We start from the raw sequence: 14,971 nt of genomic DNA on the forward strand, positions 1-14,971 counted from the left end.
GCTCGGTCGAATCAGGGCCTAAACTGCGATTTCGAACTACACAGGAGTGAGTACAGAATGAGCCGTATCGAGACAGACAGCCTGGGCCCGGTCGAAGTTCCTGATGGCGCCTACTGGGGTGCGCAAACCCAGCGTTCGCTGATCAACTTCGCCATTGGCAAGGAACGCATGCCCCTCGCGGTGCTGCACGCCCTGGCGCTGATCAAGAAAGCCGCGGCACGCGTCAACGACCGCAACGGCGACCTGCCCGCCGACATCGCCCGGCTGATCGAACAAGCCGCCGACGAAGTGCTGGACGGCCAGCACGACGACCAGTTCCCGTTGGTCGTCTGGCAGACCGGCAGCGGCACGCAAAGCAACATGAACGTCAACGAAGTGATCGCCGGGCGCGCCAACGAACTGGCCGGCAAAGGCCGCGGCGGCAAGGCGCCAGTACACCCCAACGACCACGTCAACCGCTCGCAGAGCTCCAACGACTGCTTCCCCACAGCCATGCACATCGCTGCGGCGCAGGCGGTGCACGAGCAGTTGCTGCCGGCAATCGCCGAGCTGTCGTCGGGGTTGGCGGAGCTGTCGGCGCGCCACCACAAGCTGGTGAAGACCGGCCGCACGCACATGATGGACGCCACGCCGATCACTTTCGGTCAGGAAGTGTCCGCCTTTGTCGCCCAGCTCGACTATGCCCAGCGCGCCATCCGCGCCACCTTGCCGGCGGTGTGCGAGCTGGCCCAGGGCGGCACCGCTGTGGGCACCGGGCTCAATGCCCCGCATGGTTTTGCCGAAGCCATCGCCGCCGAGCTGGCGGCGGAGTCCGGCCTGCCGTTCGTCACCGCGCCGAACAAGTTCGCGGCCCTGGCCGGCCACGAACCGCTGACCAGCCTGGCGGGCGCCCTGAAAACCCTGGCCGTGGCGCTGATGAAAATCGCCAACGACTTGCGCCTGCTGGGTTCCGGCCCACGCGCAGGCTTTGCCGAAGTACGCCTGCCGGCCAACGAACCGGGCAGCTCGATCATGCCCGGCAAGGTCAACCCGACCCAGTGCGAGGCGCTGTCGATGCTGGCTTGCCAGGTGCTGGGCAACGACGCCGCCATCGGCTTTGCCGCCAGCCAGGGGCATCTGCAGCTGAACGTGTTCAAGCCGGTGATCATCCACAACCTGTTGCAGTCGATCGAACTGCTGGCCGATGGCTGCCGCAACTTCCAGCTGCACTGCGTGGCGGGCATCGAGCCCGATGCCGAGCAAATGGCCGCGCACCTGGAGCGGGGCTTGATGCTGGTGACGGCGTTGAACCCGCACATTGGCTATGACAAGGCAGCGGAAATTGCCAAGAAGGCTTACAGCGAGGGCAAGACCTTGCGCGAGGCGGCGCTGGAATTGAAGTACCTGACCAATGAGCAGTTCGACCAGTGGGTGCGGCCAGAGAACATGCTGGCACCGGGTGGCAAGGGCTAAGTCATCTACAGCCTGTTCTGGCCTCTTCGCGGGTAAACCCGCTCCCACAGGATCACCACAAGGCTGAATGTTGTGCGATCACTGTGGGAGCGGGTTTACCCGCGAAGAGGCCAGAACAGGCGATCAGTGAACCTGGGCCAACCGCGCTTTGCGGGCACGCCAACTGGCCACCAGCGATGGCCCCAGCGCCACCAGCGCCGAGCCGAACACCACAGTCACCGCCCCCACATAACCCAGGGCATTGATGTCCTCGGCGTGCACATACTCCGGCCAGACCAGCGCCGCCAGTGCCACCGCAACGAAGGTCACCAGCGGTGTCAGCGCCAGGGTGGCGCTCACCCGCGATGCCTCCCAGTGCGCCAGCGCCTCGGCAAACGCGCCATAAGCCACCAGGGTGTTCAGGCAGCAGGCCAGCAGCAGCCAGCCCTGCACCGGGGTCAGTTGCAACGCCTCCAGCGGGTGTACCCAAGGCGTGAGCAGCGCGGCACAACTGAGGTAGATCACCATCATCACCTGCTGTGAATGCCACACGGTCAGCAGTTGCTTCTGACTGAGGGCGTAGAACACCCAGATGCTGGTGGCCAGCAGAATGGTCAGCACGCCGGTGGTGTAGGTGCCCAGTGAGGTCAGCAGTTCTTCGAGGCGCTGGTTGAAGAACAGGCCAAAACCCGCTAGCAGAATCAGCAGGCCCACGCCCTGCCCCAGGCTGAAGCGCTCGCGGAAAACGAACACGCTGGCCACCAGCAACAGCACGGGGCCCACCTGCACTACCAGTTGCGCGGTGCCCGGGCTAAGCAGGTTGAGGCCGATCAGGTACAGCACGTAGTTGCCCATCAGGCCGAGCACGGCCACCACGACCAGGCCCTTGCCCTTGGGCGCCAGCCGGGTGAACGAGGGCAACTGCCGCTTGGCGGCCAGCCAGGCAAACAGCAGGCCACCGGAAACCAGCAGGCGGTACCAGGTGACGGTGATCGGGTCGACCACTTGCAGTACCTGCTTGAGCTTGATTGGCAAGATGCCCCACAGCAATGCGGTCAGAAGTGCCAGGAACAGGCCATAGCTCCAGCGGCCAGAAGTGGTGTGCATAAAATCCTCGATCAGGCCCGTGGTGGGGGTGACTGAATTCTACGGGCTTGGAGGGCGGTGACGGGGAAGAGTGCCGAGAAAAGAATTCATCAGGTCATTCTTCTGTGGCATGGCTTGGCAGGTGTGCAGCCTGATCTGGCCGCTTCGCGGGTGAACCCGCTCCCACAGGATTGCCACAGGTTCTGAATCTTGTGGGGTCCTTGTGGGAGCAACTGTCTTGATCAAAATCTAAAAGATTGCGCGATCACTGTGGGAGCGGGCTTGCCCGCGAACACGGGCGAAGCCCGTGCCATCCAACGCGTCGCCTGCTTCGCGGGCAAGCCCGCTCCCACACCAATCACGCTGCCTTCTTGATCTACGTTGCATCTGCCGGCTGAGGCAGGATCAAATCTCGCCATGGCGTACCCGTTTTTAGCATCGCATTGAGCCGTACGATAAAGGTCCTCATGCATGCCACGAGAGCGACTTTGGCTACTTTGCCCCGATCGCGAAGCGCCTCATACCGAGCCTTGAGCGCTGGGTTGTACTTCACAGCCACAAGGACGGCCATATACAGCGTCCGCCTGATCTCAAACCGGCCTCCTGAGATTGAACGCTTGCCGACCGACTTTCCGCTGTCGTGGTTAAACGGCGCAACACCGACCAGGGACGCTATTTCCCTGGATTCCACGCGGCCTAGCTCTGGCAGCAACGTTACAAGCTTGCCCGCTGTCACCATCCCAATGCCCTTGACCCGAGTCAGCTGAGTAATTCGCTCATCGTTCAGTTTTACGGCCTGCTGTTTGATCTCTTGCTCCACCAACCTGATCTGCGACCGGAAATACTCGAGGTTGGCTTTCAGGAAATTAGCCACGACAAGTGACTGGGCTTGTTTCAGGCGCCGCCGGTCATCGTCTCGCTGCTGAACCAGGCGATCACGTTGCTGCAGCAGCTCTCGTAACAGCGCCCTGTCGGGGCTGATTCGCAGGGTAGGCTGGTCCGGAATGACCTCGGCGAAGTGGGCCAGCACTTCAGCGTCGAGAGCATCGGTCTTGGCTTTGACGCCCATCGAGTCAGCGAATTTCCTGGCTCGCAAGGGATTGACGCGTATGACCTTGTAGCCAGCGTCCTGCAGAAAGCGCAGAACATCACGCTCGTAGCCACCTGTAGCTTCTAGCAAGACGCGCTTGATACTGAACTTGCGCACGATCCTTTCCAGCGCCTCAAATCCAGCCGGGTCATTGGTCACAGCAATTTTGACGCCCTGCGGACTCACCCAGCCATCCAGAGAAAGTTTGGAAACATCGATACCCAAGAAGGAAGCCATCACCAAAACCTCCTAAACTCAACACAGTGAGAGGACTTTGGCTTGGCCCACGCTTGTGATTCGAGATCAGAGCCGCATCCAACTGTTCGGGCTCTCGCCAAAGTGGAACGGTGAATGGCAGCTTGTGCTCCCACTCGTGCTCATGGCACCTGCGGCATTCAGCTGGCCATTCACCGCTCTCACTCCAGATTCTAATCCCACCTCAAGACACAAGCGGGTTTACCCGCGAAGAGGCCGGTACAGGCAATCAAGCGCCTGGGCTATTTCTTGTCCTTGGCAAACGCCGCCTCAAGCGCCTGGTTGATGGTGCGCAGCACCTTCACCCGCGCCCAGCGCTTGTCGTTGGCCTCCACCAGCGTCCAGGGCGCAATTTCGCTGCTGGTGCGGTCGACCATGTCGCCCACCGCCTGGGCATAGTCGTCCCACTTGTCGCGGTTGCGCCAGTCGTCCTCGGTGATCTTGTAGCGCTTGAACGGGATCTGCTCACGCTCCTGAAAACGCTCCAGCTGGGTCTGCTGGTCGATCGCCAGCCAGAACTTCACCACCACCACGCCGGCGTTTACCAACTGCTCTTCAAAGTCGTTGATTTCGCTGTAGGCACGCATCCAGTCCGCCGGGCTGCAAAACCCTTCCACCCGTTCCACCAGCACCCGGCCATACCAGGAGCGGTCGAAGATGGTGAACTTGCTGCGCGCCGGAATATGCCGCCAGAACCGCCACAGGTAAGGCTGCGCGCGCTCTTCCTCTGTGGGTGCGGCAATCGGCACGATGCGGTACTGGCGCGGGTCCAGCGCCGCCGCCACGCGGCGGATGGCACTGCCCTTGCCGGCAGCATCGTTGCCTTCGAACACGGCCACCAGGGCGTGCCGGCGCATGCGTTTGTCGCGCAGCAGGCCGGCCAGGCGGGCCTGTTCGGTGACCAGTTGCTCCTGGTAGTCGGCCTTGTCCAGGCGCAAGGTCATGTCCAGGGCGCCAAGCAGGCTGCGCTGGTCGATGCTGCGGCCCAGCGGGGCCACGTTGCCCTGGTGCTTGCCCTTGGGGTTATTGGCCAGCGCGGCTTGCAGGCTTTCCAGCAGAATGCGCCCCACCGCCAGGCTGCGGTAATTCGGGTCTACCCCTTCAACGATATGCCACGGCGCGTAGTCGCGGCTGGTGCGGCGCAGCACGCGCTCGCCAAAGCGCACGAAGCGGTCGTAGGTTTGCGACTGCTGCCAGTCCAGCGGGCTGATCTTCCAGCTGTGCAGCGGGTCGTCCTTGAGCGATTTCAGCCGTGCCTTCATCTGCTTCTTGGACAGGTGGAACCAGAACTTGATGATCAGCGCACCTTCATCGCACAGCATCTGTTCCAGGCGCTCGGCGCCCATGATCGCCTGATCGAGCACGGCATCCTTGAACACCCCGTGCACCCGCCCCTGCAGCATCTGGCTGTACCAGTTGCCAAAGAACACGCCCATCCGCCCCTTGGGTGGCAAGGCCCGCCAGTAGCGCCAGGCGGGCGGCCGGGCCAGCTCCTCGTCGGTCTGCTGATCGAAGGTGAGCACATCGATCATGCGCGGGTCCATCCACTCGTTGAGCAGTTTTACCGTCTCGCCCTTGCCGGCGCCTTCAATACCGTTGATCAGCACGATCACCGGGAAGCGCGCCTGCTGCTTGAGTTCGTACTGGGCTTCGAGCAGGGCCTCGCGTAAAGCGGGTACCTCGGCGTCGTAAGCCTCCTTGTCGATGCTGTGGCCGATTTCGGCGGATTCGAACATGCATTGGCTCCTTCAATGGATAAGCAAGACTAGCGGATTTATGGGGCGTCTGTGCCGGCCTCTTCGCGGGTAAACCCGCTCCCACAGGCACTGGGCAACGTTTGAAAGTGGTGAAATACCTGTGGGAGCGGGTTTACCCGCGAAGAGGCCGGCACAGCCTGCGCAAACCTTTCAGATGGCATAAAATCCCGCCATCCGCTGCAACCGAGCCAACCATGTCCACCCTCCTCCAGCACGCCCAGATCGACTGGGACGACCAGGGCCGCCCCCATTCGCGGCAATATGACGACGTCTATTTCGCGGTCAACGAAGGCATCGAAGAAACCAAACACGTGTTCCTCGGCCAGACCCGCCTGGCCGAGCGCTTTGCCAGCCTGACGCCGCACAGCTGCATGGTGATCGGCGAAACCGGTTTTGGCACCGGGATGAATTTTTTCTGCGCCTGGCAATTGTTTGAAGAGCACGCACACAGCGACGCGCGCCTGCACTTCGTCAGTATCGAGAAATACCCCCTCGGCCACGATGACATGGCCCGCGCCGTGCGCCTGTGGCCTGAACTTGCCGCCTACACCGAGCCCCTGCTGGCGCAATATGTGGCGGTGCACCCGGGCTTTCAGCAATTCACCTTCGGCAATGGCCGGGTCACCCTGACCCTGCTGATCGGCGACGTGCTCGAGCAGCTGCCACAGCTCGATGCGCAGATCGATGTATGGTTCCTCGATGGCTTCGCCCCCGCCAAGAACCCTGACATGTGGACCCCGGAGCTGTTCGCGCAGCTGGCGCGGCTATCGCACCCGGGCACTGTGCTGGGCACCTTTACCACCACCGGCTGGGTACGCCGCAGCCTGGTCGACGCCGGTTTCGCCATGAAGAAGGTGCCAGGCATCGGCAAGAAGTGGGAGGTGATGAGCGGCGCCTACGTCGGCCCACTGCCCGGCCCCGGCGCCCCTTGGTACGCACGCCCCGCCGCTGCACAGGGGCCGCGCGAGGCGCTGGTGATCGGTGCCGGGCTGGCCGGCAGCACCACCGCTGCCAGCCTGGCCCGGCGTGGCTGGCAGGTCACCGTGCTGGAGCGCCACGAAGCCCCGGCCCAGGAAGCGTCGGGCAACCCGCAGGGGGTGCTGTACCTCAAGCTGTCCGCCCATGGCACCGCACTTTCACAGATGATTCTGTCCGGGTTCGGCTACACGCGACGCCAGCTTGAGCGCTTGCAGCGTGGCCATGACTGGGATGCCTGCGGCGTGCTGCAACTGGCCTTCGACAGCAAGGAAGCCGAACGCCAGGGCAAACTGGCCGCCGCCTTCGACCACGATTTGCTGCACGCACTGGAGCGCGCCGAGGCCGAAGCCATCGCCGGGGTGGCATTGCCCGCCGGCGGGTTGTTTTACCCCGAAGGTGGCTGGGTGCACCCGCCTGCGCTGTGCCAGCAGCAGTTGCAGCACCCGGGGATTCGCCTGCTGACACATCAGGAGGTTATCGAGCTGCGCAAGGTCGATGAACAATGGCAAGCCTGGGCCGACGAGCGCCTGCTGGCTAGCGCGCCGGTGGTTGTTTTAGCCGGTGCCGCCGAGGTGCGGCGCTTCGAGCCTTGCGCACAGCTGCCGCTCAAGCGCATCCGCGGGCAGATCACCCGCTTGCCGGCCACCGCCGGCAGCCGGGCGCTGCGCACCGTGGTGTGCGCAGAGGGCTATGTGGCGCCCCCGCGCGGGGATGAACATACCCTGGGCGCGAGCTTTGATTTCCACAACGAAGACCTGGCGCCGACGGTTGCCGAGCACCAGGGCAACCTGGCGTTGCTGGATGAGATCTCCGTCGATCTGGCCCAGCGGTTGGGCACAGCCGCGTTGGCCCCTGAGCAGTTGCAGGGGCGTGCAGCGTTCCGTTGCACCAGCCCGGATTACCTGCCAATCGTAGGGCCGGTGGCTGATGCGCAATTGTTTGCCGAGGCCTATGCGGTGCTGGGCCGGGATGCACGGCAGGTGCCGGATGTGGCCTGCCCATGGCTGGAGGGGTTGTATGTGAACAGCGGGCATGGGTCGCGCGGGTTGATCACGGCGCCGCTGAGTGGCGAGCTGGTAGCGGCTTGGGTGTGTGGGGAACCGTTGCCGTTGCCCCGGGCGGTGGCGGAGGCTTGTCATCCGAACCGGTTTGCGTTGCGGCGGTTGATTCGGGGGAAGTGATTGCATCGGGGTGCTGGCCGTTGGATTTGCTGCGCCTGTGAGTTCGAGCGCCGCCCGCGCGGCGCATCGCGAGCTGCGCTCGCTCCTACGTTTGTTTCGGGCCAGTAACGCCTGTGGCAGGCGCGCGCGACCGCCTTGTTTGTACGACACGATATCGAGCCCTGCGCCAAGGCGTTCGCGCACAAATCCCACAGGAATAATTGGCCCGAAACAAACGTAGGAGCGAGCGCAGCTCGCGATGCGCCGCGCGGGCGGCGCTCGATCTGCGCAACACCACAATATCCAAGACGAACACCCAGCAACCCAACTTCATATAACAAATCGTTCTAAAACTCTCACAAAGCACACCGGTCAGTTCCTTAAGGTGCCCTAATCCTGGGCATCACCTCCCCAACGGAAAAACCGGTAAGGACTTATGTGCGGATTAGCAGGAGAGTTGCGTTTCACCCCCATCGACCAAGCCCCTCGCCCAGCCGACCTGGCTGCGGTAGAGCGCATCACCCATCACCTGGCGCCTCGCGGCCCGGATGCGTGGGGCTTCCATAGCCAAGGCCCGATCGCCCTCGGCCACCGGCGCCTGAAAATCATGGACTTGTCCGACGGCTCGGCGCAGCCGATGGTCGACAACACCTTGGGCCTGTCGCTGGCGTTCAACGGTGCCATCTACAACTTCCCCGAACTGCGCCAGGAGCTTCAGGACCTGGGCTACAGCTTCTGGTCCGACGGCGACACCGAGGTGCTGCTCAAGGGCTACCACGCCTGGGGCGCGGCGTTGCTGCCCAAGCTCAACGGCATGTTCGCCCTGGCCATCTGGGAGCGCGACAACCAGCGCCTGTTCCTGGCCCGCGACCGCCTGGGCGTAAAACCCCTGTACCTGTCGCGCAACGGCGAGCGCCTGCGTTTTGCCTCGACCCTGCCAGCGCTGCTCAAGGGCGGCGACATCGACCCGATGCTCGACCCGGTGGCGCTCAACCATTACCTGAACTTCCACGCCGTGGTGCCGGCGCCACGCACCCTGCTGGCCAACGTGCAGAAGCTGGAACCCGGCACCTGGATGCGCGTCGACCGCCATGGCGAAGTCGAACGCCAGACCTGGTGGCAGCTGAAATACGGTGCCAACCCGGACGAGCGTGAGCTGGACCTGGAAGGCTGGACCACCCGCGTGCTCGACGCCACCCGCGACGCCGTGGCCATCCGCCAACGGGCCGCCGTCGACGTCGGCGTGCTGCTGTCCGGTGGTGTCGACTCCAGCCTGCTGGTCGGCCTGCTGCGCGAAGCGGGCGTGGACGACCTGTCGACGTTCTCCATCGGTTTCGAGGACGCCGGTGGCGAACGTGGCGACGAATTCCAGTATTCAGACCTGATCGCCAAGCACTACGGCACCCGCCACCACCAGCTGCGCATCGCCGAACACGAGATCATCGACCAGTTGCCAGCGGCATTCCGCGCCATGAGCGAGCCGATGGTCAGCCACGACTGCATCGCCTTCTACCTGCTGTCCCGGGAAGTGGCCAAGCACTGCAAGGGCGTGCAAAGCGGCCAGGGCGCCGACGAGCTGTTCGCCGGTTATCACTGGTACCCGCAAGTGGACGGCGCCGAAGATGCCTTTGCGGCTTACCGCGACGCGTTCTTCGACCGCAGCCACGCCGAGTACCGCGACACCGTGCAGGCACCCTGGCTGCTGGAAACCGACGCGGCCGGCGATTTCGTGCGCGAGCACTTCGCCCGCCCAGGGGCCCGTGACGCAGTGGACAAGGCCCTGCGCCTGGACAGCACGGTGATGCTGGTGGACGACCCGGTCAAACGCGTGGACAACATGACCATGGCCTGGGGCCTGGAGGCGCGCACACCGTTCCTGGACTACCGCCTGGTGGAGCTGTCGGCGCGTATTCCGGCGCGCTTCAAGCTGCCCGATGGCGGCAAGCAGGTACTCAAGCAGGCGGCACGGCGGGTAATCCCGCATGAGGTGATCGACCGCAAGAAGGGCTACTTCCCGGTGCCGGGCCTGAAGCACCTGGAAGGCGCCACCCTGGGCTGGGTGCGTGACCTGCTGACCGACCCCAGCCAGGACCGTGGGCTGTTCAACCCGGCCATGCTCGACCGCCTGCTGAGCAACCCGCACGGCCAGCTCACCCCGCTACGCGGCTCCAAGCTGTGGCAGCTGGCGGCGCTGAACCTGTGGTTGAGCGAACAAGGAATCTGACCGATGAAAGCCCATGAAATCGCATACGGCCAGCGCCTGCTGCGCGGCCAGGCGCCGTCCTACGAGCGCCTGCAGGCGCGCCTGGCCGGCGACGGCAGCCAGCCCCACGACCAGCCGCGTGCCGTGCACTGCGGCTGGGGCCGGCTGCTGATCGGCCAGACCTACCCCGACCCGGCCAGCCTGGCCGAGGCGCTGCTGGACGAAAGCCCCGGCGAGCGCGACATCGCCCTGTACGTGGCCGCGCCGCAGCAGGTGCTGGCCCAGGCCCCGCAGCAGTTGTTCCTCGACCCGTCGGACACCCTGCGCCTGTGGTTCACCGACTACCGGCCAGCGCAGCGGGTGTTCCGCGGCTTTCGCGTGCGCAGGGCCCAGAACCCGGCCGACTGGCAGGCCATCAACACCCTGTATCAGGCGCGCAACATGCTGCCGGTCGACCCCGACCTGCTCACCCCCAGGCACCTGGGCGGCCCGGTGTACTGGCTGGCCGAAGACGAAGACAGCGGCGCGGTGATCGGCAGCGTCATGGGCCTGAACCACGCCAAGGCCTTCGACGACCCGGAACACGGCAGCAGCCTGTGGTGCCTGGCGGTGGACCCGCAATGCACCCGCCCCGGCGTGGGTGAGGTGCTGGTGCGCCACCTGATCGAACACTTCATGAGCCGTGGCCTGGCCTACCTGGACCTGTCGGTGCTGCACGACAACCGCCAGGCCAAGCGCCTGTACCAGAAGCTGGGTTTTCGCAACCTGCCCACCTTTGCGGTCAAGCGCAAGAACGGCATCAACCAGCAGCTGTTCCTGGGGCCGGGCCCCGAGGCCGAGCTGAACCCCTACGCACGCATCATCGTCGATGAGGCCCTGCGCCGCGGCATCGACGTGCAGGTGGATGACGCCGTAGGTGGCCTGTTCACCCTGAGCCTGGGCGGGCGGCGCATCCGCTGCCGTGAATCGCTCAGCGACCTGACCAGTGCCGTGACCATGACCCTGTGCCAGGACAAACGCCTCACCCAGCATGCCCTGCACAACGCCGGGCTGCAGGTACCGGCGCAACAGTTGGCGGGCAATGCAGACGACAACCTGGCGTTTCTCGACGAGCATGGCGCCGTTGTGGTCAAGCCGGTCGATGGCGAGCAAGGCCAGGGCGTGGCGGTGAACCTGACCTGCATCGATGAGATCACCCGCGCCGTGGAGCACGCCCGCCAGTTCGACAGCCGTGTGCTGCTGGAGAGCTTCCATGCCGGGTTCGACCTGCGCATCGTGGTGATCGGCTACGAGGTGGTGGCCGCCGCCGTCCGCCACCCGGCCCAGGTGCTGGGGGACGGCAAGCACAGCATCCGCCAATTGATCGAAGCCCAGAGCCGTCGACGCCAGGCCGCCACCGGTGGCGAAAGCCGCATTCCGCTGGACGACGAAACCGAGCGCACCGTGCGGGCGGCGGGCTTTGGTTATGACGATGTGCTGCCTGCCGGCCAGCGCCTGACCGTACGGCGCACCGCCAACCTGCACACCGGTGGCACCCTGGAAGACGTCACCGAACGCCTGCACCCGGTGCTGGCCGACGCGGCCGTGCGCGCTGCACGGGCGCTGGAAATTCCGGTGGTCGGGCTGGACTTCATGGTGCGCGATGCCGGGCAACCGGAGTACGTGATCATCGAAGCCAACGAGCGTGCAGGCCTGGCCAACCATGAACCGCAGCCAACGGCCGAGCGCTTTATCGACCTGCTGTTTCCGCATACCCGGCCTTTGGCCTGACAGCCGCTCGGTTTTTGGGAGCAACTGTCTTGCACCATCACTCAGGCTGCCACCACACCCTGTAGGAGCAGCCTTGTGCTGCGAAGAGGCCGGTAAGGCTAAAGATTATCTTCGGCTGCAATGGCCTCTTCGCAGCACAAGGCTGCTCCTACAAAGACCGCGCCACAGCCTGGAATATCAACCCGACCGGAGGCCTGGATATGTCCGAACGACTCCCCGAACCCGATCTCGACTACCTCAAACGCGTGCTGCTGGAGATGCTCGCCATCCCCAGCCCCACGGGTTTCACCGACACCATCGTGCGCTACGTGGCCGAACGCCTGGACGAGCTGGGCATCCCCTTCGAGCTGACCCGCCGCGGCACCATTCGCGCCACCCTCAAGGGCAGGCAGACATCCCCCGACCGCGCCGTGTCGGCCCACCTGGACACCATCGGCGCCAGCGTGCGCCAATTGCAGGACAACGGCCGCCTGGCCTTGGCGCCGGTGGGATGCTGGTCCAGCCGCTTTGCCGAGGGCAGCCGGGTCAGCGTGTTCACCGACACTGGCGTATGCCGTGGCAGCGTGCTGCCACTCATGGCCAGCGGGCATGCCTTCAACACCGCCATCGACCAGATGCCGATCAGCTGGGACCACGTGGAAGTGCGCCTGGACGCCTATTGCGCCACCCGTGCCGACTGCGAGGCGCTGGGCGTGAGCATTGGTGACTTCGTCGCCTTCGACCCGCTGCCCGAGTTCACCGAAAGCGGCCATATCAGCGCCCGCCACCTGGACGACAAGGCCGGCGTGGCAGCTTTGCTGGCGGCACTGAAGGCGGTGGTGGAAAGCGGCCGCCAACCGCTGATCGACTGCCACCCGCTGTTCACCATCACCGAAGAGACCGGCTCGGGTGCGGCCGGTGCCCTGCCCTGGGACGTCAGCGAATTCGTCGGCATTGACATCGCCCCGGTGGCACCCGGGCAGGCCTCCAGCGAGCATGCGGTGAGCGTGGCCATGCAGGACTCGTCAGGGCCTTACGACTACCACCTGTCCCGGCATTTGCTGAAACTGGCCGGCGACCACGACCTGCCGGTGCGGCGCGACCTGTTCCGCTACTACTTCAGCGATGCCCATTCGGCAGTGACGGCGGGCCATGACATCCGTACTGCACTGGTGGCGTTTGGTTGCGACGCCACCCATGGCTACGAACGCACGCACATCGACAGCCTTGCGGCGTTGAGCCGGTTGCTGTCGGCGTACCTGCTGAGCCCGCCAGTGTTCGCCAGCGACTCGCAGCCGGCCAATGCCTCGCTGGAAAGGTTCAGCCATCAGTTGGAGCACGATGCGCAGATGGAGAGCGACACGCGGGTGCCGGCGGTGGACAGCCTGGTGGGTAATAAAGGCTGATGGCCTTTGGGGCTGCTTTGCAGCCCATCGCCGGCAAGCCAGCTCCCACAGGGACCGCACAATGTTCAGGCCTGTGGTGATCCTGTGGGAGCTGGCTTGCCGGCGATGGGCCGCAAAGCGGCCCCAAAATCCCGAACGTTTCGCGTAGCATTGCCCACACTTACTTCAGACACTTCCCACCATGCTGATCCCCTACGACCAACTGCAAGCCGAAACCCTGACCCTGCTGATCGAGGACTTCGTCACCCGCGATGGCACCGACAACGGCGACGATACCCCGCTGGAGACGCGCGTACTGCGGGTGCGCCAGGCTTTGGCGAAGGGCCAGGCGTTCATCCTGTTCGACCCGGAAAGCCAGCAGTGCCAGTTGCTGGCCAAGCATGATGTGCCCCGCGAGCTGCTCGATTAGCAGGCCCGGCCTCTTCGCGGGTGAACCCGCTCCCACAGGTACAGCGCTGTAATCAAGGCCTGGACGGTCTCTGTGGGAGCGGCTTTAGCCGCGAGCAGGCCGGCACAGGCAACATCAAGCCCTGCGGGCCTTGCGCTGCTCTGCCTCCTTGATGCGCTTGTAGACCTCTTCCCGATGCACTGTCACCTCTTTCGGGGCTTCGACCCCGAAGCGCACCACCCCGTCACGGGCCTGTACCACCATGATGCGGATGTCATCGCCAATCACGATGATCTCCCCCGCTTCGCGTCCTATTACCAGCATGTTCCGCTCCTTTGGCGAAAGGGAAAAACGGAGCGTGCCTCGTAGGTATTTACCTACTCAATAGTTCCGCAGCAAATCAGAAGCGCCCTACATTTCTTGGTAATTTCTCCTACAGATCATTCATCGCGAATGAGCTTTGGCACGCATTTTTACCGCCATCTCGGCCATTTCGTCATACAGCCGTTCTGGGGCCTGTTGCTTCAAGGCCCACGCCTGGCGCCCGGCTTCGTGGGGCAGGATCAGGAACTGGCCTGCGGCCACTTGCTGATGCATGTAGTCGGCAATGTCCGCCGCGCTGATCGGTGAACCCTCCAGCAGCTTGCCCACCTGGGCTTTCATCGCCGGGTTGGGGCCGCGGAACGAGTCCAGCAGGTTGGTCTGGAAGAACGACGGGCACACCACGTGCACCGCCACTTCCAGCTGGCGCAGTTCCACCAGCAGGCTTTCCGACAGGGCCAGCACGCCGGCCTTGGCCACGTTGTAGTTGCTCATGCCCGGCCCCTGCATCAGCGCGGCCATCGAGGCGATGTTGATGATGCGCCCCTTGCTGCGCTCCAGCAGCGGCAGGAAGGCCTTGCAGCCCTTGACCACGCCCATCAGGTTGACCGCCAACTGCCAGTCCCAGTCCTCCAGCGACAGCTCGGCGAAGAACCCGCCCGCAGCAACGCCGGCGTTATTGACGATCACGTCGATGCCGCCGAACTGCTCTTCGCAGGCCTGGGCCAGGGCGGTGAGCTGGCTGTAGTCGCGCACATCGCAACGCTGGACGAAGCCCTCGCCACCGGCCGCGCGGGCCATGTCCAGGGTTTCGCGCAGGCCGGCTTCGTTGACATCGGCCAGCGCCAGGCGCCAGCCCTCGCGCGCCCAGCGCAGGGCGATCTCGCGACCGAGGCCGGACCCGGCGCCAGTGATCATGATGCGGTTTTGCATGGTGGCTGGCCTTGTTCTTGGTGGTAGTGCAGCGAGTCTAATCAAGGCCAAGTGGGCAGGCAGGGTTCATCAGGGTAGTGAATGGGCGGGCATGACTGTGTAGTCAGTACCGGCCTCTTCGCCGCATAAGGCTGCTCCTACAGGGATCGCCTGCGCCTGTAGGAGCAGCCTTGTGCTGCGAAGAGACCGGTACTGGCAACACCCAATGGAATCT

The 14,971-nt window shown here is 64.4% G+C and carries 11 protein-coding genes; 6 read left to right on the plus strand and 5 right to left on the minus strand.

Annotated elements, in window-relative coordinates:
- Positions 1-57 precede the first annotated feature (57 nt).
- On the plus strand, positions 58-1,452 hold the full coding sequence (locus ABOC32_RS25500) for a class II fumarate hydratase (RefSeq protein ID WP_063422994.1): 1,395 nt from the start codon (positions 58-60) through the stop codon (positions 1,450-1,452).
- Positions 1,453-1,575: 123 nt separating this feature from the next.
- Here ABOC32_RS25500 and ABOC32_RS25505 read toward each other — a convergent pair whose 3' ends face one another.
- The 3 genes from ABOC32_RS25505 to pap form a co-directional block, all read right to left on the minus strand.
- Positions 1,576-2,538: a DMT family transporter gene (locus tag ABOC32_RS25505; RefSeq protein ID WP_426809344.1), complete on the minus strand. Its 963-nt coding sequence runs from the start codon at positions 2,536-2,538 to the stop codon at positions 1,576-1,578.
- A 355-nt stretch (positions 2,539-2,893) separates the two neighbouring features.
- Positions 2,894-3,844, minus strand: a complete 951-nt coding sequence (locus tag ABOC32_RS25510) for an IS110 family transposase (protein ID WP_426809345.1) — start codon at positions 3,842-3,844, stop codon at positions 2,894-2,896.
- 260 nt (positions 3,845-4,104) lie between these two features.
- Positions 4,105-5,598, minus strand: coding sequence for a polyphosphate:AMP phosphotransferase (gene pap, locus ABOC32_RS25515; protein ID WP_049276395.1), 1,494 nt, complete (start codon positions 5,596-5,598; stop codon positions 4,105-4,107).
- Between the two features lie 215 nt (positions 5,599-5,813).
- On the opposite strand from pap, the gene mnmC reads away from it, so the two are divergent.
- The 5 genes from mnmC to ABOC32_RS25540 all read left to right on the plus strand — a co-directional run bounded on the left by mnmC (position 5,814) and on the right by ABOC32_RS25540 (position 13,524).
- Positions 5,814-7,778, plus strand: a complete 1,965-nt coding sequence (gene mnmC / locus ABOC32_RS25520; RefSeq protein ID WP_426809346.1) for a bifunctional tRNA (5-methylaminomethyl-2-thiouridine)(34)-methyltransferase MnmD/FAD-dependent 5-carboxymethylaminomethyl-2-thiouridine(34) oxidoreductase MnmC — start codon at positions 5,814-5,816, stop codon at positions 7,776-7,778.
- A 415-nt stretch (positions 7,779-8,193) separates the two neighbouring features.
- Entirely contained in the window at positions 8,194-9,981 is a 1,788-nt protein-coding gene (locus ABOC32_RS25525; RefSeq protein ID WP_234229189.1) for an N-acetylglutaminylglutamine amidotransferase, read from the plus strand.
- A gap of 3 nt (positions 9,982-9,984) precedes the next feature.
- Positions 9,985-11,730, plus strand: coding sequence for an N-acetylglutaminylglutamine synthetase (ngg, locus tag ABOC32_RS25530; RefSeq protein ID WP_426809347.1), 1,746 nt, complete (start codon positions 9,985-9,987; stop codon positions 11,728-11,730).
- Between the two features lie 200 nt (positions 11,731-11,930).
- Positions 11,931-13,115: an osmoprotectant NAGGN system M42 family peptidase gene (locus ABOC32_RS25535; protein WP_426809348.1), complete on the plus strand. Its 1,185-nt coding sequence runs from the start codon at positions 11,931-11,933 to the stop codon at positions 13,113-13,115.
- Between the two features lie 181 nt (positions 13,116-13,296).
- A complete protein-coding gene (locus ABOC32_RS25540) occupies positions 13,297-13,524 on the plus strand; it encodes a YheU family protein (RefSeq protein WP_016501031.1) in 228 nt (75 codons plus the stop codon).
- Positions 13,525-13,638: 114 nt separating this feature from the next.
- On the opposite strand, the gene csrA is transcribed toward ABOC32_RS25540, so the two are convergent.
- Both csrA and ABOC32_RS25550 read right to left on the minus strand, forming a co-directional pair.
- The gene (gene csrA, locus ABOC32_RS25545; protein WP_426809349.1) at positions 13,639-13,827 is read right to left on the minus strand and encodes a carbon storage regulator CsrA; all 189 of its coding nucleotides are present in this window, start codon (positions 13,825-13,827) and stop codon (positions 13,639-13,641) included.
- A 120-nt stretch (positions 13,828-13,947) separates the two neighbouring features.
- Positions 13,948-14,757: an SDR family oxidoreductase gene (locus ABOC32_RS25550; protein ID WP_426809350.1), complete on the minus strand. Its 810-nt coding sequence runs from the start codon at positions 14,755-14,757 to the stop codon at positions 13,948-13,950.
- Between the last annotated feature and the right edge of the window lie 214 nt (positions 14,758-14,971).

Source organism: Pseudomonas sp. WOUb67 (assembly GCF_050058005.1).
GTDB classification, from domain to species: domain Bacteria; phylum Pseudomonadota; class Gammaproteobacteria; order Pseudomonadales; family Pseudomonadaceae; genus Aquipseudomonas; species Aquipseudomonas putida_R.

Bases quoted from the DNA above. Each gene is read 5' to 3' on its own strand.
- ABOC32_RS25535 (WP_426809348.1), top strand. From the start codon at position 11,931: ATGTCCGAACGACTCCCCGAACCCGATCTCGACTACCTCAAACGCGTG.
- ngg (WP_426809347.1), top strand. From the start codon at position 9,985: ATGAAAGCCCATGAAATCGCATACGGCCAGCGCCTGCTGCGCGGCCAG.
- ABOC32_RS25505 (WP_426809344.1), bottom strand. From the start codon at position 2,538: ATGCACACCACTTCTGGCCGCTGGAGCTATGGCCTGTTCCTGGCACTT.
- ABOC32_RS25500 (WP_063422994.1), top strand. From the start codon at position 58: ATGAGCCGTATCGAGACAGACAGCCTGGGCCCGGTCGAAGTTCCTGAT.
- ABOC32_RS25550 (WP_426809350.1), bottom strand. From the start codon at position 14,757: ATGCAAAACCGCATCATGATCACTGGCGCCGGGTCCGGCCTCGGTCGC.
- ABOC32_RS25540 (WP_016501031.1), top strand. From the start codon at position 13,297: ATGCTGATCCCCTACGACCAACTGCAAGCCGAAACCCTGACCCTGCTG.
- ABOC32_RS25510 (WP_426809345.1), bottom strand. From the start codon at position 3,844: ATGGCTTCCTTCTTGGGTATCGATGTTTCCAAACTTTCTCTGGATGGC.
- ABOC32_RS25525 (WP_234229189.1), top strand. From the start codon at position 8,194: ATGTGCGGATTAGCAGGAGAGTTGCGTTTCACCCCCATCGACCAAGCC.
- mnmC (WP_426809346.1), top strand. From the start codon at position 5,814: ATGTCCACCCTCCTCCAGCACGCCCAGATCGACTGGGACGACCAGGGC.
- csrA (WP_426809349.1), bottom strand. From the start codon at position 13,827: ATGCTGGTAATAGGACGCGAAGCGGGGGAGATCATCGTGATTGGCGAT.
- pap (WP_049276395.1), bottom strand. From the start codon at position 5,598: ATGTTCGAATCCGCCGAAATCGGCCACAGCATCGACAAGGAGGCTTAC.